The sequence below is a fragment of the Dyadobacter sp. SRI_021 genome, from assembly GCF_057586235.1.
This window is the reverse complement of record NZ_JBYCZM010000002.1, coordinates 559,622-580,612: the sequence shown is the minus strand read 5'-3', so window position 1 is coordinate 580,612 and position 20,991 is coordinate 559,622. Positions and strand designations below refer to the sequence as shown.

Sequence of the window (20,991 nt, the reverse complement as noted above, 5' to 3'; positions counted from 1 at the left end):
GACGCCATTATTGTTGTCGCATGCCTGACGGCATTTTTTTATTGCGGTTAACCATTCATTTGTTACAATTATTGCCCGCCGCATTCATCACGGATTTAAATGCCGCCAGGCATGTAACGGTCACGCAAAAGAAGGCCCGCCGGGTTGTAAGACCGTTGGACTTATGAAAATCCGATGACAGGAGGCTCCTCCGGAGCCTTTAAACTGCGGAATTCTGTATTGCTACAAACAGGTTGCCCCTCCGGGGCATTTCGATCTGATATTTCCAATCTGGGCTATTGCGTTTCAAACTAAAACAAAAATGGCTCCCGACGATCAGGAGCCATTTTTACATTTTGGAATAACAATATCGCTTACGCAGCGCCAACCGATTTGCGAATGATATTCAATGCAGAACCTGCTTTGAACCACTCGATCTGCTGGGCATTGTAGGTATGGTTTACAGGGAACTCCTCGGTCGTACCGTCGTTGTGGTGCAAGACGACCGTCAGAGGTTGCCCTTCCGCAAATGTTTCCAGGCCGAGGATATCGATTGTATCGTCCTCCTGAATCTTGTCGTAATCTGCGGTATTTACGAACGTCAGCGCCAGCATACCTTGCTTTTTCAGGTTGGTTTCGTGGATACGTGCAAAAGATTTGGTCAAAATCGCGCGTACGCCCAGGAAGCGCGGCTCCATCGCCGCGTGCTCGCGTGATGAACCCTCCCCGTAGTTTTCGTCACCCACCACGATCGTACCGATGCCATGTGCTTTGTAGTCACGCTGCACGGCCGGTACTTCGGAATACTGGTTGGTAAGCTGGTTTTTGATGGAGTTGGTTTTCTCGTTGTAGTAGTTAACCGCACCAATCAGCATGTTGTTCGAGATATTATCCAGGTGTCCGCGGTATTTCAACCATGGACCGGCCATTGAAATATGGTCTGTGGTACACTTGCCTTTCGCCTTGATCAGGAGTTTCAGGCCTGTAAGGTCTGTTCCTTCCCAGGCAGGGAATGGTTCGAGCAATTGCAGGCGGTCCGAAGTTGGGCTCACCAAAACCTCTACTTTGCTGCCATCCTCCGCAGGAGCCTGGTAGCCGGCGTCTTCCACTGCAAAACCTTTCGTAGGCAATTCCAGACCGGTCGGCTCGTCGAGCAATACTTCCTCGCCGTCGGTATTGACTAATTTGTCCACACGCGGATCGAAAGTAAGACGCCCGGCAATGGCCATGGCGGTTACGATTTCAGGCGAAGCTACGAAAGAGTGCGTATTGGGGTTACCATCGGCACGTTTCGAGAAGTTGCGGTTGAATGAGGTGATAATGGAGTTTTTCTCTCCCTTCTCCGCCCCATGACGCGCCCATTGGCCAATACAAGGCCCGCAGGCATTCGCCAGCACTACCCCACCGATTTTCTCGAAGGTATCCAGAAAACCGTCGCGCTCTACCGTGTACCGTACCTGCTCTGAACCGGGCGTAATGGTATATTCGGACGTAACCTGCAATTTCTTGTCAACCGCCTGGCGGGCAAGAGAAGCGGCGCGGCTTACGTCTTCATAGGACGAGTTGGTGCAGGAACCGATCAGGCCTACCGAAAGTACTTCCGGCCATCCGTTTTCTCTTACCGCCGTAGCAAATTTGGAAAGCGGCCATGCCAGATCCGGCGTGAATGGTCCGTTGATATGGGGCTCCAGAGTGGAAAGGTCCAGTTCGAGGAGCTGATCGTAGTAAGATGCAGGATCTGCATACACTTCATCGTCGGAACGGAGGTACTCTTTGATCTTATCCGCAGCGTCAGCCACATCTGCACGTTCCGTTGCCCTCAGGTAAGCAGCACTTTTCTCATCGTAAGCGAAGATCGAAGTGGTAGCACCAATTTCCGCACCCATATTACAGATGGTACCCTTACCAGTCGCGGAAAGGCTTTCGGCTCCTTCGCCGAAATACTCTACCACGTAGCCGGTTCCCCCTTTTACAGTGAGCTGGCCTGCCACCCAGAGAATCACGTCTTTCGCAGCCGTCCATCCGCTTAGTTTTCCAGTCAGTTTGACACCGATCAGCTTGGGCATTTTCAATTCCCAGGCAAGACCGGACATCACATCGCTCGCATCCGCGCCCCCCACTCCGATCGCGATCATACCCAAACCACCCGCATTGGGCGTGTGCGAATCGGTACCGATCATCATTCCGCCGGGGAATGCGTAGTTTTCCAGTACCACCTGGTGAATGATACCTGCACCTGCGCGCCAGAAACCGATTCCGTATTTGTTGGAAACGGAGGAAAGGAAATCGTATACTTCTTTATTCTTGTCTACGGCATTCTTCAGATCCTGCGCAGCACCCACTTCCGCCTGAATCAGGTGGTCGCAGTGGACGGTAGAAGGAACCGCTACTTTCGGGCGGCCCGCCTGCATGAATTGCAGCAGCGCCATTTGTGCCGTTGCATCCTGCATCGCCACGCGGTCCGGAGCGAAATCCACATACGACTTGCCACGTTCGTAGCTTTGTGTGGCCGTTCCTTCCCACAGGTGGGAGTATAAAATTTTCTCTGACAATGTCAAAGGCCGCCCTACTACTTTGCGGGCAGCATTCACTCTTTCTTCCATGCGGGCGTAAACGCCCTTAATCATATCTAAGTCAAACGCCATAGCTCTTAAATTAATGATTACACATTCACGGTTTCATACATTGAAACACTAAATTACTATCTGCTTAGTGCCTTAACAGGAGGTGCAAACTTGGTCAGGTCGATACCCACCACAGCGGCCTTATACTCATCCATACTAGGAATGCGGCCCAAAATAGCCGACAGTACCACAACCGGTGTCGATGCCAGCAACGACTCTCCCTTTTTACGTTCCGAATCTTCCACGACCCTTCCCTGGAACAGACGCGTCGAAGTAGCCATTACGGTATCCCCTTTCGCGGCTTTTTCCTGGTTACCCATGCAAAGGTTACAGCCCGGACGTTCGAGGTACATCATATTTTCGTATTCCGTACGTGCAGCAACTTTCGGTGCATTGTCGTCGAATTCGAAGCCGGAGTATTTCTGCAACACATCCCAGTCTCCTTCGGTTTTGAGCTCTTCAATAATATTATAGGTAGGGGCAGCTACCACCAGCGGTGCATGGAACTCAACCTTCCCCTGTTGTTCTTCCAGGTTTTTAAGCATTTGAGAAACAATCTTCAAATCGCCTTTGTGAACCATACATGAACCTACAAAGCCAAGATCTACCTTTTTATCGTCGCCGTAATAGGAAATAGGACGGATTGTGTCGTGGGTATATCGTTTGGAAACGTCTTTGTTGTTAACGTCCGGGTCGGCGATCATAGGCTCAACGATCGCGTCGAGGTCAATCACCACTTCTGCGTAATATTTTGCATTCGCATCCGGCGCAAGAGCAGGTTTTTCACCTGATTTAATCTCCGCAATGCGCTTGTCCGCCTTGTTGATCAAGCCCTGTAGAACCTGCTTGTGGTTATCCATGCCTTTATCGATCATGATCTGGATCCTGTTTTTCGCGATTTCCAGAGATTCGATCAGCGTGTCGTCTTCCGAAATACAGATAGAAGCCTTAGCCTTCATTTCAGCAGTCCAATCGGTGAAAGTAAACGCCTGGTCAGCAGGCAGTGTTCCGATATGAACCTCGATGATACGTCCCTGGAATACGTTCTCTCCGCCAAATTGCTGCAACATCTGTGCCTGGGTGGCATGAACCACATCGCGGAAGTCCATGTGCTCTTTCATGCTACCCTTGAAAGTCACTTTCACGGATTCGGGGATTGGCATGGATGCTTCACCGGTAGCCAGCGCTAATGCAACGGTTCCGGAGTCGGCACCGAACGCAACGCCTTTGGACATCCTTGTGTGGGAGTCGCCGCCGATGATGATGGCCCATTCGTCGACGGTAATGTCGTTCAATACCTTATGAATTACGTCGGTCATTGAGTGGTATTCTCCTTTCGGGTCGCGAGCGGTGATGAGACCGAAGTCGTTCATGAACTTCATCAGTTTCGGGATGTTGGCTTGCGCTTTTTTATCCCAAACCGATGCCGTATGGCAGCCCGACTGGTATGCGCCATCCACGATCGGCGAAATCACGGTAGCCGCCATCGATTCGAGTTCCTGTGCCGTCATCAAACCCGTCGTATCCTGCGAACCGACGATATTGACTTCTACACGAACATCCGAACCGGCATGCAGCACTTTGCCCGGCGTTACACCTACCGCATTTTTATTGAAGATTTTCTCTACCGCAGTCAAACCTTGTCCTTCATTGGAAATCTCTTTGGAAGGAGCAAACACAGGCGTTGGTTCAATGCCCAGGATTTTCGCTGCGACTGTCTGGATTTTTTTACCAAACACGATAGCGTATGATCCACCGGCTCTGATAAATTCTTTCTTCTGAGGCGTCAGGGCTTTCGAAATATCGATCAGCTCCTTTTCGCCATTGTAAAGTTTCTTTGTTTGGGTATTGATGGTCAAAACAGTGCCCGTCGCTACGGAGTAAACTTCCTCCAAAACAGGGTCACCGTTTTCGTTACGGACCACATTACCGTCCGCGTCCACCTTTTTGACCCAGTTTTTAAGGTCGATACCGATACCGCCGGTAACGTCTACCGTCGTAAGGAAGATCGGAGAAATACCATTCGTACCACCCACGATCGGGGCAATATTCACGAACGGAACATATGGGCTTGCCTGCCTGCCAGTCCAGAGTGCCACGTTGTTCACTCCCGACATCCTGGATGAACCAACACCCATGGTACCCTTCTCGGCGATGAGCATGACACTCTTGCCAGGGTGCTCTGCCTGCAAAGCCCTGATTTCCTGCTGTGCTTTCGGAGTGATCATGCATTGGCCGTGCAATTCGCGGTCGGAGCGTGAATGGGCCTGGTTACCGGGAGAAAGCAAATCGGTGGAAATATCACCTTCGCCCGCAATATAAGTAACGACCTGGATCTCCTCCGGAAGCTCGGGAAGCTTCGTGAAGAATTCAGCTTTGGCGTAGCTTTCCAGAATGTCTTTGGCGATTTCGTTGCCGCTTTTGAATGCCTCTTTCAGACGGTCGGTGTCGGCATCATAAAGGAAAACCTGTGTTTTAAGCACCTCTGCCGCCGACTTTGCGATAGAAAGGTCGTCGCCCAGGGCGAGGTCAAGCAATACTTCAATGGAAGGGCCGCCTTTCATATGCGACAACAGCTCAAATGCAAAGGCAGGTGCTATTTCTGCTACTACGGATTCTCCCAGGATGATTTCCTTCAAAAACCTGGCTTTCACGCCAGCTGCACTTGTAGTTCCTGGTAAGGTGTTGTAAATGAAAAATTTAAGAGAGTCTTCCCGATGCACGTTTGCTGTATCCTTGATCTGTGCGATGATTTCTCCCAGCAATTCGGCACCATCAATCGGCTTCGGATGAAGCCCCTGGGTCTTTCTTTCTTCAATCTCGTTAATGTAGTCCTGATAGATATTCATGATGAAATCTTTTCAATGTTAAAGGCAATATCTGTTGTCAATAAAACGGGCGAAAGTACGAAATTACAGAATATACGGAGGCATTCCGTCCGATTTTCCCTACTATTTAAAACCAGTATATTCTAATCGTACATTTAGATAACCCCCGTCCAATTTTTTTTGTTCTGACAACCTGTATATTGAAGAAATAATTTGAAATACCCCCTTCGGGAGGTGTAGTAACGCGTTCTGTTTTTCAATCAGCTTTTATTTGCGCTTTGATTTTTTCTCGGATTGTGCCCTATATTTGGACATTCAAAGTGCTACCAGGTCCCTTAAATCGAAAGTTATGTCAAAAAATCTGGTGATCGTAGAGTCACCGGCGAAGGCCAAAACCATTGAAAGTTACCTTGGGCAGGATTTCACTGTCAAGTCCAGTTTCGGACATGTCCGTGACCTCCCGGAACACGATATGGGTGTTGATGTTGAACATGGTTTCCAACCCTCTTACGAAATCTCCTCCGATAAAGTCAAAGTCATTTCAGAGCTCAAAAAACTGGCAAAAGATGCAGAAGTATGGCTCGCGACCGATGATGACCGCGAGGGAGAAGCTATCTCCTGGCATTTGAAAGAAGCTCTTGGGCTTCCAGACGATACCAAGCGGATCGTATTTCGTGAGATTACCAAAACCGCTCTGCGGAATGCCATCGAAAAGCCGCGGACCATCGACACAGCCCTGGTAGACGCCCAACAGGCACGCCGAATCCTCGACCGCCTGGTGGGTTATGAACTTTCACCGGTGCTTTGGAAAAAAATCCGCATTGGAAAATCGAACCTTTCGGCCGGCCGGGTACAATCGGTGGCCGTACGTATAATAGTAGAGCGGGAAAGGGAAATCGATGCTTTCAAAAGCAAAAGCAGCTTTAAGGTCACTGCGCATTTCGATCTCGGCAACGGAAAAGTATTGAATGCGGAACTGGCCAAGAACTTTCCTACCGAACAGGAAGCGTATCAGTTTCTGGAAAAATGTATCGGGGCTGAATTCTCGATCCGTAATCTTGAAGTAAAACCTGCTAAAAAAACGCCTGCACCGCCATTTACAACTTCTACACTACAACAGGAAGCATCCCGCAAGCTGAGTTTTTCGGTCGCACAGACGATGACCGTCGCACAGCGCCTGTACGAAGCCGGTAAGATTTCCTACATGCGTACCGACTCTACCAACCTTTCGGAAGAAGCGCTTGATAAGTCAAAGCAGCAGATCACGAAAGAATACGGGGACGAATATTATAATCGCCGTATATTCAAAACCAAGTCCGAATCGGCGCAAGAGGCACACGAAGCGATCCGTCCTACCGATTTCTCAACGCTGGTAGGCAGCAGCGACCGCAACGAGCAGCGCCTGTACGAGCTGATCTGGAAGCGCGCCATCGCATCGCAGATGTCGGACGCCCAATTGGAGCGTACCACTGCCACTATCGGCATTTCAACCACCTCGGAAGAGCTGGTAGCACAAGGTGAAGTGATCAAATTCGAAGGGTTCCTGAAAGTGTACCTCGAATCCAGCGATGACGAAGGTGATGAAGAACAAAAAGGAATGCTTCCGCCGCTGAACATCGGTCAGGTATTGAAACTGGCTGATATGAAAGCGACAGAGCGGTTTACCCGCAACCCGCCACGCTATACCGAGGCGAGTCTGGTGAAAAAACTCGAAGAAATGGGGATCGGCCGCCCGTCTACTTACGCACCGACGATCTCGACGATCCTGAAACGGGAATACATTGTCAAAGAGGACCGTCCGGGCGTTGAAAGGGAATTTAAGGAACTGACCCTTGCCAACGATCAGATCAAGAGCAAGGTAAATAAAGAAATATATGGTTCGGAGAAGGCTAAACTCTTCCCTACCAGCACCGGAATGGTCGTCAACGACTTCCTGGTGAGCCATTTTCAGGACATTGTCGATTATTCGTTTACAGCGAGCGTAGAAAAGGATTTTGACCATATTGCCGAAGGCCAACTGGGCTGGCAACAGATGATCAAAAATTTCTATACGCCGTTTCAGAAGAAAGTCGCCGAAGCGCGCGAAGAAGCGATCGACAAGAGCCTTACTTCCCGCGACCTGGGCGAAGATCCGGCCACCGGCAAAAAAGTATCGGTAAGAATCGGGAAATACGGTCCGTACGTGCAGATAGGCGACGTGGAAGATGAAGAAAAACCGCGTTTCGCCAGCTTGCAGAAAGGCCAGCTGATGGAGACCATCACTTTGGAAGAGGCATTTGAACTATTCAAACTGCCTCGCCAGGTTGGGTTCTTCGAAGACAAGGAAATGGTCGTGAACGTCGGTAAATTCGGTCCCTACGTGAAGCACGACGGCAAATATTACTCGCTGGCCAAAACGGATGATCCCATGGCCGTCACCGAGGAACGTTTGATTGAAATTATTGAAGAAAAGCGCTTACAGGATTCCAACCGCACGATCAAGGAATTTGCGGAAGATCCTGAGGCAAAAGTCCTGAATGGACGGTACGGGCCTTACATTGCTTTTGGAAAGAAGAATGTGAAAATTCCGAAAGGTACCGAGCCGGCATCGCTGACTTACGACCAGGTGCTGAAACTGGCCGCCGAAACACCGGACAAACCGGCCGGACGCGGAGCCAAAAAAGCTGCTCCCGCAAAGGCGCCTGCCGCCAAGAAGCCAGCTGCTAAAAAAGTAACAAAAAAAGGTTAACACACATAAAACGAAGAAGCCCATGAAAAAACTGGTTGTACTTTCCGGAGCAGGGATCAGCGCTGAGAGCGGGATCAGTACTTTTAGAGATAATAATGGGCTTTGGGATAATTACCGCATTGAGGACGTCGCTACGCCCGAAGCCTGGATTCGTAACCAGGAGTTGGTACTGGATTTCTATAACCAGCGCCGGAAACAAGCGGCGGATGTGAAGCCTAATGCGGCACATTACGCATTGGCGGAACTGGAAAAGCATTTCGACGTGACGATCGTGACGCAGAACGTCGATAACCTGCATGAAATCGCCGGCTCGACGAAAGTGATCCATTTGCATGGGGAACTTTTCAAATCGCGGAGCACGAAAGATCCGAAACTGGTTTATGAAATGACCGGCTGGGAGCTGAAAACGGGCGATCTGTGCGAGTTAGGTAGCCAATTACGGCCGCATATCGTGTGGTTTGGCGAAGAGGTTCCCATGATGGAAGTAGCCGTGGATGTGACCGAGCAGGCGGATATGTTCCTGGTGATCGGCACATCCCTTGCCGTTTACCCTGCTGCCGGGCTCGTTCATTATGTCCCCATCGGCAAACGTATTTACATTGTGGATCCGAATAAGCCGGACATTACTTTAAAATCCAATATGGTTTTCATCCAGGAAAAAGCCACGACGGGAATGCAAACTTTGATCAAGAAATATTTACTACCTGAATAATCAATGCAACTACTCGACGGGAAAGCTATTTCTTCCCAAATAAAATCTGAAATAAAGGCCGAGGTTGAACAATGGGTCGCCGGCGGTGGCAAAAAACCGCATTTGGCAGCGATACTCGTGGGCCAGGATGGTGCAAGCGAAACTTACGTAGCCTCCAAAATCCGCAGCTGCGAAGAAATCGGGTTCACCTCCACCCTGCTGCGTTTCGAAGCCGACATTACCGAAGCCCAGCTTCTCGAAGCCGTAGAATCACTGAACAACGATCCCGATGTAGACGGTTTTATCGTACAGCTGCCGCTACCAAAACACATTTCTGAAAACACAGTGATGGAAGCCGTAAACCCTGCGAAAGACGTGGACGGTTTCCACCCGATTAACGTCGGCAGAATGTGCAAGGGATTGCCTGCTTACATTTCCGCGACGCCCTTTGGCATCCTCGAAATGCTGATCCGCGCAGGAATCGAAACGAGCGGCAAACATTGTGTGGTAATCGGCCGTAGCCAGATCGTAGGTCTGCCGATGAGCATTCTCATGCAGCGCAATACCTACCCGGGTAACTGCACCGTAACGATCACGCACAGCAAAACACAAAACCTGAAAGAGATCTGCCAGTCGGCCGACATCCTGATCGTGGCGTTGGGCCGTCCGGAATTCGTGAAGGCTGACTACATCAAAGAAGGTGCGGTTGTAGTGGACGTAGGCATTACCCGCGTCGCGGACGCTACCAAAAAGAGCGGCTTCTCGATCAAAGGCGATGTCGATTTCAACGATGTGGCACCGAAATCAAGCTACATTACGCCCGTTCCCGGTGGTGTGGGACTAATGACCATCTGCGGTTTGCTGACCAACACGTTTAAAGCAGCTAAGAAGGAAATTTATAAATAGGCTGTCAGCTGTCGGCCATCGGCTGTCGGCTTTTGTTTAAGGTTTTAATAACTAGACATTAGCAGTCAGCGTTGCCAAAATGCAGTTTTGCAAAAGCCGACTGCCGGTAGCCGATGGCCGAAGTAAAAAATGCCGGAACGTCAGGATTTGCTTAAATCCTGACGTTCCGGCATTTTCACATTAAATATTTCAAAAAAAAGTTGCTCAATTCGTTTTTTACTAAAAGATTTGTCAATTAGTAGGCAGTTTGAACGGATCGGTTGTACTATGAGCATCGTCAGCAACAACATCAAGTATCTTAGAAGGCTGAACGGCCTGACGCAGGAACAGTTTGCCCGTAAGATAGCGATCAAGAGATCGTTACTGGGAGCTTACGAGGAAGCAAGGGCCAATCCTAATCTTACTAATCTCAAAAACATGGCCGCTGCCTTCGGGGTTAGCGTTGACAATTTGCTAAAAAATGATCTGCGTAAGCTAAGGGAAACCCCGGAAATGTCGCTCCCGCTCACAACCTCGCGCCAAATGACGGTTTCGCATTCGGGCATGCCGCAGCCCACGCCTACGCGCACGCCCGGGTACACAGAGCCGCAGCCATTATCCAAGATCATTGAAACGTATCAGCAACCCGAGCAGCCTTTGAGGCAGGTTTCGCGGCAGATCAATTTGAAGCCGGTTAGCGGCGAAATGCAGACAGCGCCTCAGCCAACTGCGGCCCAACCTGTTCAGCAATTTAATGCTGCCAACCCACAGGCGGTACCGTATAGTCAGCCCCAACCGAATGGACCACGGTCAGCTCAGCAAGAGGTTTTTCAGCCACAAGCAATACCGCAGCCCAATACGGGTTTACCGACTTTTAATAACCAGTATCAGACCCCGCAATTCAATGCGGCGGTGGAGCAGCCCGCGCAGCACTTTCCAACCATCCAATGGGTAGCACGCAACAAGCAGGCCGAATACATCGCCAACTTCCAAAATCCGGGCTATCTGAACTCGCTGCCGCTTTTCCAGTTGCCGAATCTGCCGTCCGGCTACTATCGTGCCTTTGAAAGCGGCGAGGACTTCACCTACCCTGGTTCCATTCTGGTGGGTACATTCATTCGCAATTGGTATGATATCAAAGACGGCATGCAGTATATTTTCCTGCTACGGAACCATGGATTGATTTACAGAAATGTATTCAATCAGGTGAAAACAGCGGGGGTTTTGCTGCTTACTTCGGACAATGCGGAGATTGCGGAACTGGAAATCCCTTTACAGGATGTGCTGGAAGTATGGGAAGTGAAGGCATTCGTAAGCGTGCAAATGCCTGTACCTCAGCCTTCACTCGAAAGAGTGGCCCAGCTCGTCGACGAATTGCAGATGGAGCTGAACCAGTATCGTCAGTAATTACTTTGAAAGGGTGTTGAACAATGCCTCGATCTTGGCAAGGTCTCTGCTTTTGGAGGTAGTTTCAAGCACGGCCACTCCTATCTGGTACCACAGACCGTCACCGGCAGTAATGTATTTCCCTTTCTTGGAAGGCTTGCTCTCCGATGCATTATCGGGTACGAATTCAGCTTTGTAAATCGTGTCCATTATTTTTTGCAACTGGTTCCAATCCAGTTTACGGGCCGCACCTGCATTCTTGCTTAATGTAAACTCCTTTTTGCCAAAAGAAGCTTTCAGGTCGATGGTCGTTTTGCCGTCATTATCGATGTCGATATAAGTCAATTCGAACGGCTTCTCGCGGCCGCCGGTTTCGAAAATGGCCTGCATCATTTCCTGCAAAAAGTACGACCAGCGCTCCTTATCGACCGGGTAAATCGTTACGCGTTTATCGTTTTCGTCGAGTTCGATTTCAATGAAATCCTCGAACTCGCTCTCTTCACGTTTGCGAATAATTTTAGAGGATGCTAAAATGTCCTGAAACTCATTGATCCAGACCGCCGGCAAACTGCCTTTCCATTTGTAATCATCATCTGTCGAAAAACCTTCGTCAAAGATTTCGTCCTCCGTCAGCTCTTCGCGGTCATTGTAAACAATATCAAAATCCACGCGCAAGTCCTGGGCCGATTGAATGTCCATTTTCAAAGTGTAAAAATGGGCAAACGGTGCCGGGACAACGGGAGCAGTCTGAAAGCGAATAATGTACTGACCTGGTATTTGAAGATTCTTATCCATTCGAAGATTTTAAAAACTGTTGAAATGTGCCGCGTTTGTCGATCTTGTCGGTGGCTGTTTTAGCAAACGCTTTTGCAAAGTAAATATGTTTCGGGTTCTCATAGGTCGAAACGCGGCTTCTAATTTCTGCCGGAAGCTTCGCTACGTGCTCCTCGCGCAGCCTGTCTTCAACCACCAACACAAGCTTCTGCCCCAGTTTTTCGTCCGGCTCCCACCAGCAGAAAAATGCATTTGGAATACCCAAGTCATGAAAAACCCGCGCAATCCGCTGGTCTGTTTGATCCAACACAATTTTCACACCACCGGAATTGATCACGTTATCCATCCGCCCTATCCATTGAAATGCATTACCGCTTATCTCTACAAGATCATTAGTCTGCACCTTTTGTCCGTCGGTAACAGCCCCGGAAACAAACAGGCAGCCACGCTCGTCGGTACCAAAGGAAATTCCGGGCAGAAACACGTATGAATTGCTCGCCTCCGCCCCATTCAACGCCTTCAATGCAACGTGGGAAACGGTTTCTGTCATACCATAGCTTTGGAAAACGGGGACATCCAAACCGCTGATCCGGCCTGCCAACGCCAGGTTCATCGGCGCACCTCCGAGGAGTATTTTGCCAAGCTTACTCACCTGGTCAGCCGTTGCCGGATTTTCCAGGATCGCCTGCAATTGCATGGGTACCATTGCCACAAAGTCGAAATCCACAGTATCCAGGCCGTTCAGCGGGTTAGAGGTAGGCTCTGTAACGGTCAATTCCCAGCCCAGTTCCAATCCTCGGACGAGCATCATCAGTCCGGCAATATAGCCTACGTTCAGGCATACGAGGGCGCGCGTACCACTCCCGAGTGCGAGCGCCTTGCCCGTCATGGCCGCACTCGCTTCCAGCTGCCTGCGTGTGACGGTAATAGGCTTGGGCATGCCCGTGGAGCCGGAAGTATGAAGCACAAATTCCCGGTCTCCTGCGAGCCATTTTCCCATAAAGTCGTAAGCCTGTGCGAAATAGGGATTTCGCGGCCTTTTCTGCGTTTGCCAATGCGTTTTGCCGGTTGTCCAGATCATACCTGTGATTTCTGCGAATTCATTGTTCCTGGCTGTGAATAGCCGTTTTTAATCCGATGGAAAGTTATTCATTTGTTTTTGAACGTAACCCAAACAATGAGTAATTTCGCGCATTCAGGCAGTGCGCAATGGTTACATTTCACGCTGGCGTCGCGTGCCACGCATTGCATGCCGCGCATTGCATTTATTTCAATTTTACCAATCTGATTTATGTCCAGTACAGTTCAATGGGAAACCATTAAAGAATACGAAGAAATTCTCTTTACACTTCACGAAGGAATTGCCAAAATCAGCATCAACCGTCCGCACAAGCACAATGCGTTCACGCCGCTCACAGTAACCGAAATGATCGACGCGATGCACATTTGCCGCGAAGATCCGCGGATCGACGTCATTATCTTGACCGGTGAGGGCGGCAAAGCATTCTGTTCGGGCGGCGACCAGTCGGTACGCGGCCACGGCGGCTACATCGGCGACGACCATGTACCGCGTTTGAACGTGCTCGACCTTCAAAAAATGATCCGTTCCATTCCAAAGGCCGTTATTGCGATGGTAGCGGGCTGGGCGATAGGCGGCGGTCACGTGTTGCATGTAATCTGCGATATTTCAATCGCAGCCGACAACGCTCGTTTCGGACAAACCGGCCCGAAAGTCGGTAGCTTTGACGGCGGCTTCGGCGCCTCTTACCTCGCCCGCGTGGTTGGCCAGAAAAAAGCACGTGAAATATGGTTCCTCTGCGACCAGTACGACGCCGACGAAGCGTTGCAAATGGGCCTGGTGAACAAAGTCGTTCCTTTAGAGCAACTGGAGACGGTGACTTTGGAATGGGCGAAGAAAATCCAGGAAAAAAGCCCGCTGTCTATCCGTATGCTCAAAAGCGCATTCAATGCGGAGCTCGACGGGCAGGCCGGTATCCAGGAGCTCGCCGGTAATGCGACATTGCTTTACTATCTCAGCGAGGAAGCCAAAGAAGGCCAGCGCTCGTTTTTGGAAAAAAGGAAACCTGATTTCAGCAAATTCCCGAAATTCCCTTGATTTAGTCGGGAAAGATTAACATTTTAACTCACATCAATACAAAAACTCATTGAATGAACCATTGGCTCGTAAAATCAGAACCGTTTAAATACTCCTGGGACCACCTCGTTGCCGAGGGTGAAGGCATGTGGGACGGCGTCCGCAACTACGCCGCACGCAACAACCTGATGGCGATGAAAGTGGGCGATCCCGTGCTGTTCTACCACAGCAATGAGGGCAAGGAGGTCGTCGGACTGGCCAAGGTTTCGAAGGAACATTACCCCGATCCTACTACCGAAGAACCGGGATGGGTTGTGGTGAACCTCGTTCCCGTTGAGAAGTTCCCGAACACCGTTACGCTTGCACAGATCAAGAAGGACGAACTCCTGAAGCAAATGGACCTGGTCCGTTTGTCGCGGCTGTCGGTAGTACCGGTGAAACGCGAAGAATTCGACCATATCGTTGCCCTGGCACATGACAAAAAATAAGCGATCCGTTTTTCGGCTGGTCTTACCGTTACTCTTCCTGGGCGTTCTCGGTGCGCCGGTTTTCGCCCAGGGAGTGAAGCGGATTGAACTTCCTTTGCCCGGTAACACCGCCTACCAGGCTGTTCCGTTGGGTAAACAGGGCGTACTGCTCATTTCCAAGCCCGACAAAGGCACGTTCAATGTCCAGAAATTCGATACGAACCTCGAACGGGTATGGTCCATCGACGGGCCGATCGAATCGAACCTCGATTACATCGCTTCCTCCTACGACGGGCAGGCCGTTTTCCTGCTTTTCAGCAAATACCGGAGCTCTTTATATCAAATTGTGAAGGTAAATGTTGGCCCCGGCTTCGTGGAGACTTTTACAATTAATACCGTCGATCGGTTTGAGATCACGGATTTCAAAACGCTGGGCTATTCCGTTTTTATGGCCGGTATGGTGCGTAACGAGCCGGTTTTGATCTACACCCAGCTTACTACCCAGCAAACCAGGGTACTACCTTCGGCCATCAAAGGTTCCAACGCCATTCAGACCGTCGAAGTGGATACTGCACAGCATTTGGTGAATGTTTGTTTTGCGGTTAAAAAGGGGCGCCAGACCAAAATCGTAGCGCGTTCCTATGAAGAAACCGGAGAACTTTACACGCAAGTAAGTGTAGAGCCGGAAGATGATTTCTCATTACTAAGCGGCCGTTTGCAGGTTTTGAACGACTCCGTTCGCATTGTGATCGGCACTTACGGATATCGTAATATGCAGAGCAGTACCGTCGCAGCCTCGCAGGGACTGTATATCAGCAAGATTGTCGGCGACCAAACGGTTTTCACCAAATACCACAGTTTTACCGATTTCAAAAACTTCTTCAACTTCCTGAGCGAACGCCAGCAGGAGAAGATGGAAAAGCGTATACGCAAGAAAAAGGAAAGCGGCGACGATCTGAAACTGAACTACCGGCTTCTCGTGCATGATATTATACCTAAAACCAGCAACTTCCTCCTGGTGGCCGAAGTGTTCTATCCCGAATACCGCTACCAGAACCCGAGTATGATGGGCGGTTTCAATTACGGATACGGCGGCTACGGCTATCCGTTCGGTATGGGGCTTTACAATCCTTATCTCTGGAACCCGATGTACGGCGGCCGCGGTTACAACTCGCAGGTGTTCGATGGGTTCACATACACGCACGCGGTCGTTGCGGATGTCGACCAGAACGGGAACCTGCTTTGGGACAACAGTATTAGTTTCGACAATGTAAAAAGCATGGAGTTGAAGGAAAAGATTAAGGTCCAAACCTTCACCAACGGCAATTCCAAGCTGATTTACAGCCACAACGGCGCCATTCGCAGCAAGATCATCAAAGGCAACCAGGTGATCGACAGCGACCGCGTAATTCCGAATGAAACCTACGTGGAAGGCGATAAAGTCCGTAAAACCAGCACCGATGATATCGACTACTGGTACGACAATTTCTATCTCGCCTGGGGCGAACAACGTATTGTGAATGCTGCCGGCGACCCGAACACGAGGGGAAGACGGAATGTGTTTTATTTGAACAAAATTGCTTATTAGGACTTCGGCTGTCGGCTATCGCCCGTCGGCTTTCCTCCGGCTCACTTTAATAATTTATAACTAAAAAAAGGCCGACGGCCGAAAGCCGAAAGCCGAAGTACACCTTGATACTACTTTCACCAGACCAACATACCGATTACCAACTGATCGACAGCGGCGGATTTGAAAAACTCGAAAAATTCGGGCCGTATGTCCTTTCACGTCCTGAACCGCAGGCCATTTGGGACAAATCTCTTTCCGAAGCCGAATGGGACAAGCGCTCGAATGCGATTTTCAAAAAGGATAAAAACTCACAAGAAAAGGGTCAATGGATCACCAAAGGCGATATGCCGGATAAATGGGTGTTCCAATACCGCACGAAAGAGCTCCATTTGCGTACCAAGCTCGCATTGTCTTCATTCAAGCATGTGGGCGTGTTTCCGGAGCAGGCTACCAACTGGGATTTCATCGCCCGAACTTTGAAACAGATGCCAGAGGAAAAACCTTCGGTATTGAACCTCTTTGCCTATACCGGCATTGCATCGCTGGCCGCAAAGGCTGCGGGCGCGGACGTGACGCACGTGGATTCGGTGAAGCAGGTAATCAGCTGGTCACGCGAGAATATGGAGCTGAGCGGGTTGAGCAATATCCGCTGGGTGGTGGAAGACGCATTGAAGTTCGTGCAGCGTGAGGTACGCCGTGGCAATAAATATAATGGCCTGATCCTCGACCCTCCTGCATACGGACGCGGCCCGGATGGCGAAAAATGGTTGCTGGAAGAGAGTTTGAATGAACTACTCCGACTATGCGCTCAGTTATTAAAGGAAAAGAACTTCTTTTTTATCATTAACCTGTACTCGCTGGGTTTCTCCGCGTTAATCGTGGAGAACCTGATCAAGACGCATTTCGGGACGGAGATCAAACACGAGTTCGGCGAACTGTTCATTCCCGATTCGTTTGGCAAGAAGCTGCCGTTGGGTGTGTTTTCACGTTTTTCAGATCAGAATGTTTAGGGGCGAATGAAGTCTGACAATCTGAAATATTTACCATTTGCATTCCTCATCGCGCTGGGCGGACTCGAACAGTCGTGCCAGAGCGACGCGCGCACATCCACGCGCATACCGCCCGTGATCAAAAAAGGCAAAGCACAATGGCAAAACGATGCGCTGCTGTCGCTGACCGACCTGATCAACCGCGGCATCGATTCCGACGTGAATTATTTCAAAAGGGCACGCATTTACTTCGAACGCGAACAGTATTCGGAGGCGCTCGATGACATCAATGAGTCGATTTACGAGCAGGATAATGTAAGTGAGTACTTTCTCCTGCGGGGTAAAATCAACCGCGAGTTGGGCAAGATTGACAATGCACTGGAAGACGCGCAACGTGCCGAGGCATTGCAGCAAAGCAGCCCCGAGCTGTATGTTTTGCTGGCAGACATTTTACAAGCCAAGAACCGTTTCGGTGAGGCAGCCGGCTATCTGAACCAGGCATTGCGGATGGCCCCCTATGATGGTTCTGCTTACTATGTAAAAGGCATGTTGCAAGCCAAGCAAGGCGACTCGCTTGCGAGCTTGTCGAGCCTGAATTACGCGATGAACGTCAATCCGCGACTGTTGCGCGCTTACGAGCAAGGCACGATGATCAACCTCAAATTGAAAAACACGGCCGAAGCACTCGCTATCAACGAAAGAGCGCTGAAACGCTTCCCCGAGCGTGCAAGCCTGTTTTTCGAAAGGGGCGAAATCCTGAATGCATTGGCGCAGCCGGATACCGCTTTGATCTTCTACCAAAAAGCGGTGGCGATCCAGCCCGATTATGACGAGGCGCTCAACCAGCTGGCCACGGTAGCCATGCAGCTCCGCGCCTACCCGCAGGCCATCCCGGCGTTGAAAACGCTTTTAAGAAAGAAACCGAAGTCGAAGGAGATCAACAATATGCTGGGTTACGCCTATGAAAAAAGCGGTGAGCTCGATGTTGCGAAGACCTACTACGAAACTGCATTGACCATCGCCCCGGGCGACCAGGACGCGCGCTACGGCATGTACCGCATCCGGAAAATCGAGTCGGAAGGACTTTACCCCTCCTACTATCCTGAGGAAAATACCAACTCGGGATACAAATTACTCGATACGGCGCGGGTTAAAATTAATATTATCCAACCCCGTGGTACTACAAATATCCGCGTGGACTCATCGCGCAAAGCTAAAATTGAATAGCTTTGTGTTTTGCGGCTTGCCGCATTGCCATTGAACCATAGTCACAGAATTATTTTTTGAATGAAAGACGAGTCTCAAGTAAAAATTACCCTGCCCGATGGTAGCGAACGTTTTTACCCAAAAGGGGTAACCGCTCTCGAAATCGCGCTCAGTATCAGTGAAGGGCTTGCACGGAATGTGATAGCCGCCAAAGTCAACAATGAAGTCTGGGACCCTACGCGCCAGATCACGGAGGACTCCCTGGTAAAACTGCTGACGTGGAACGACGAGGATGGTAAAGCTACATTCTGGCACTCTTCGGCCCACTTGCTGGCCGAGGCATTGGAAGCGCTGTATCCGGGCATTAAATTCGGTACGGGGCCTTCGATCGAAAAGGGCTTTTACTATGACGTGGACTTGGGCGGGCAGAGCATTTCACAGGAGGACTTTCCGAAAATCGAAGCGAAAATGCTGGAACTCGCGCGCCAGAAAAATGAATATATCCGCAAGCCGATCAGCAAGGCCGAAGCCATCGACTATTTTACCAAAAAGGGCGATGAATATAAGCTGGAACTGATCGACGGACTGGAAGACGGCTCCATTACATTGTACGAGCAAGGCGGTTTCACCGACCTTTGCCGAGGGCCGCATATCCCGAATACCGGTTTCATCAAAGCCGCCAAACTGACCAACATAGCAGGCGCATACTGGCGTAACAAGCAGGAAAACAAAATGTTGACCCGCATTTACGGCATTACTTTTCCAAAACAAAAAGAGTTGGAAGAATATGTGACCCTGATGGAAGAAGCGAAAAAGCGTGACCACCGTCGTTTGGGTAAGGAGTTGGAACTTTTTGCATTCTCTGAAAAAGTAGGACAAGGTTTGCCATTGTGGTTGCCGAAAGGTGCGATGCTTCGTGAGCGCTTGCAGGCGTTCCTGAGCAAGGCACAGTCGCGCGCGGGTTACACGCCGGTGATCACCCCGCACATTGGGAGCAAGGACTTGTACGTGACCTCGGGCCACTGGGATAAATATGGCAAGGACTCGTTCCAACCCATCAAAACCCCTAACCTCGGCGAAGAGTACATGCTCAAACCGATGAACTGTCCGCACCACTGCGAGATTTACAAGACTTCCCCCCGCTCCTACAAAGACCTGCCATTGCGGTTCTCGGAGTTCGGTACCGTTTACCGTTATGAGCAAAGCGGCGAGTTGCATGGGCTCACACGCGTGCGTGGGTTCACGCAGGACGATGCGCACATTTTCTGCCGTCCCGACCAGGTAAAGGAAGAATTCATCCGTGTGATCGACCTGGTATTGTATGTGTTCAAATCACTTGGATTCGACGATTACAGCGCGCAGATCTCTTTGCGTGATCCGAACAACAAGGAGAAATATATCGGTAAGGACGAAGATTGGGAAAAAGCGGAAAGTGCGATTATCGAAGCGGCTGCCGAACGCGGCCTGAGCACTGTAACCGAATTGGGCGAAGCCGCATTCTACGGTCCTAAGCTCGACTTCATGGTGCGTGACGCATTGGGACGTAAATGGCAGTTGGGTACCATCCAGGTGGATTACCAGCTTCCTCAGCGTTTCCAATTGGAATACACCGGCTCCGATAACCAGAAGCACCGTCCGGTAATGATCCACCGTGCGCCATTCGGTTCGATGGAACGCTTCACCGCGATCCTGATCGAAAACACCGCGGGCCAGTTCCCGTTGTGGCTTTCGCCCGACCAGATTGCGATATTGCCGATCTCCGAGAAATTCGCTGATTATGCAGAAGATGTATTCTTCCAGTTGCAGGATCACGACATTCGCGGCTTTGTGGATCACCGTGATGAGAAGATCGGACGCAAGATCCGCGATGCGGAAGTTACCAAAGTGCCTTTCATGCTCATCGTAGGCGAGAAGGAAGCAGCCGAAGGAAAGCTTTCCGTACGCCGCAAAGGTGAAGGTGATTTGGGAAGTATGACGATCGATGAATTCATCGCGTTTTTCAAAAAGGAAGCCGCCATTGCTTGATGTTTTTGTAAGATTTTAGTATTATTCCAGCAATAAGGCACTATTTTTGTGGAGCTAGTGTTAATTTTTTCGATTTCCACCAAAAACAAAAAAACACCAATACAAATTATATGGCATTAAGACCCCCTAGTGGACGGTTAAGAGTTCCCGAAGAACCTTATAAAATTAACGAAAGAATTACAGCAAAAGAAGTGCGATTGGTCGGCGAAAACATTGAGCCGGGCATCGTGGATATCAATACAGCCCGCGCGATAGCAAAGGCACAAGGGCTTGATCTCGTGGAGATTGCGCCAACGGCAGTTCCGCCGGTCTGCAAAGTAGTTGACTACTCCAAGTTCAAATACGAGCAGAAAAAGAAACAAAAGGAGATCAAGGCGAAAGCGCAGAAGGTGGTTATCAAGGAAATCCGTTTCGGCCCGAACACGGATGATCACGACTTCGATTTCAAATTAAAGCATGCGACTAACTTCCTTAAAGAAGGTTCGAAAGTAAAAGCATACGTGCATTTCGTGGGACGTACAATCGTTTTCAAAGAGCGTGGTGTGAATCTTTTGAAGAAATTTTCCGAAGCATTGGCAGATTACGGCAAGCTGGAAATGGAACCTAAACTGGAAGGAAAACGGATGACGATCATCCTTGCCCCTGCGCCTGCAAAAGGCAAATAATAAGCTGATTCATCAAGCATATTACATAGAAAATCGTGTTTTCGGCTTCGCGCTGGGGACACGATTTTATTTTTATGTA

General features: G+C 49.9%; 15 protein-coding genes. 11 read left to right on the top strand and 4 right to left on the bottom strand.

The window, feature by feature from the left end; all coding sequences use genetic code 11:
• Positions 1–353 precede the first annotated feature (353 nt).
• Positions 354–2,624 (bottom strand): aconitate hydratase, encoded by a 2,271-nt coding sequence (locus AC2YIT_RS07735; RefSeq protein WP_430848077.1) that lies wholly within the window; start codon positions 2,622–2,624, stop codon positions 354–356.
• 56 nt (positions 2,625–2,680) lie between these two features.
• The gene (locus tag AC2YIT_RS07730; RefSeq protein ID WP_487278807.1) at positions 2,681–5,452 is read right to left on the bottom strand and encodes a bifunctional aconitate hydratase 2/2-methylisocitrate dehydratase; all 2,772 of its coding nucleotides are present in this window, start codon (positions 5,450–5,452) and stop codon (positions 2,681–2,683) included.
• Between the two features lie 328 nt (positions 5,453–5,780).
• On the opposite strand from AC2YIT_RS07730, the gene topA reads away from it, so the two are divergent.
• From topA to AC2YIT_RS07710, 4 genes are all read left to right on the top strand, one after another.
• A complete protein-coding gene (gene topA, locus AC2YIT_RS07725; protein ID WP_430848073.1) occupies positions 5,781–8,159 on the top strand; it encodes a type I DNA topoisomerase in 2,379 nt (792 codons plus the stop codon).
• 22 nt (positions 8,160–8,181) lie between these two features.
• A complete protein-coding gene (locus AC2YIT_RS07720; RefSeq protein WP_430848071.1) occupies positions 8,182–8,871 on the top strand; it encodes an SIR2 family NAD-dependent protein deacylase in 690 nt (229 codons plus the stop codon).
• 3 nt (positions 8,872–8,874) lie between these two features.
• Positions 8,875–9,756 carry a bifunctional 5,10-methylenetetrahydrofolate dehydrogenase/5,10-methenyltetrahydrofolate cyclohydrolase gene (locus AC2YIT_RS07715; protein WP_106598327.1) on the top strand — a complete coding sequence of 294 codons (882 nt, stop codon included), beginning with the start codon at positions 8,875–8,877 and terminating at the stop codon, positions 9,754–9,756.
• Between the two features lie 267 nt (positions 9,757–10,023).
• Positions 10,024–11,142 carry a helix-turn-helix domain-containing protein gene (locus AC2YIT_RS07710; protein ID WP_487278806.1) on the top strand — a complete coding sequence of 373 codons (1,119 nt, stop codon included), beginning with the start codon at positions 10,024–10,026 and terminating at the stop codon, positions 11,140–11,142.
• On the opposite strand, the gene AC2YIT_RS07705 is transcribed toward AC2YIT_RS07710, so the two are convergent.
• Positions 11,143–11,916: a hypothetical protein gene (locus AC2YIT_RS07705; RefSeq protein WP_487278805.1), complete on the bottom strand. Its 774-nt coding sequence runs from the start codon at positions 11,914–11,916 to the stop codon at positions 11,143–11,145.
• Entirely contained in the window at positions 11,909–12,976 is a 1,068-nt protein-coding gene (locus tag AC2YIT_RS07700) for an AMP-binding protein (RefSeq protein WP_487278804.1), read from the bottom strand. Before AC2YIT_RS07700 ends, AC2YIT_RS07705 begins: the two co-directional genes overlap by 8 nt.
• A gap of 210 nt (positions 12,977–13,186) precedes the next feature.
• On the opposite strand from AC2YIT_RS07700, the gene menB reads away from it, so the two are divergent.
• The 7 genes from menB to infC all read left to right on the top strand — a co-directional run bounded on the left by menB (position 13,187) and on the right by infC (position 20,912).
• The gene (menB, locus tag AC2YIT_RS07695; RefSeq protein WP_106598331.1) at positions 13,187–14,011 is read left to right on the top strand and encodes a 1,4-dihydroxy-2-naphthoyl-CoA synthase; all 825 of its coding nucleotides are present in this window, start codon (positions 13,187–13,189) and stop codon (positions 14,009–14,011) included.
• Positions 14,012–14,064: 53 nt separating this feature from the next.
• Positions 14,065–14,478, top strand: coding sequence for an EVE domain-containing protein (locus AC2YIT_RS07690; protein WP_309983649.1), 414 nt, complete (start codon positions 14,065–14,067; stop codon positions 14,476–14,478).
• Positions 14,465–16,045, top strand: coding sequence for a hypothetical protein (locus tag AC2YIT_RS07685; RefSeq protein WP_487278803.1), 1,581 nt, complete (start codon positions 14,465–14,467; stop codon positions 16,043–16,045). Before AC2YIT_RS07690 ends, AC2YIT_RS07685 begins: the two co-directional genes overlap by 14 nt.
• A 104-nt stretch (positions 16,046–16,149) precedes the next feature.
• A complete protein-coding gene (locus AC2YIT_RS07680; protein ID WP_430848060.1) occupies positions 16,150–17,037 on the top strand; it encodes a class I SAM-dependent methyltransferase in 888 nt (295 codons plus the stop codon).
• 6 nt (positions 17,038–17,043) lie between these two features.
• The gene (locus AC2YIT_RS07675; protein ID WP_487278802.1) at positions 17,044–18,243 is read left to right on the top strand and encodes a tetratricopeptide repeat protein; all 1,200 of its coding nucleotides are present in this window, start codon (positions 17,044–17,046) and stop codon (positions 18,241–18,243) included.
• 60 nt (positions 18,244–18,303) lie between these two features.
• Positions 18,304–20,247: a threonine--tRNA ligase gene (gene thrS, locus AC2YIT_RS07670; RefSeq protein WP_430848056.1), complete on the top strand. Its 1,944-nt coding sequence runs from the start codon at positions 18,304–18,306 to the stop codon at positions 20,245–20,247.
• Between the two features lie 110 nt (positions 20,248–20,357).
• Positions 20,358–20,912, top strand: a complete 555-nt coding sequence (gene infC, locus AC2YIT_RS07665; RefSeq protein ID WP_430848054.1) for a translation initiation factor IF-3 — start codon at positions 20,358–20,360, stop codon at positions 20,910–20,912.
• The last annotated feature ends 79 nt before the right edge of the window (positions 20,913–20,991 follow it).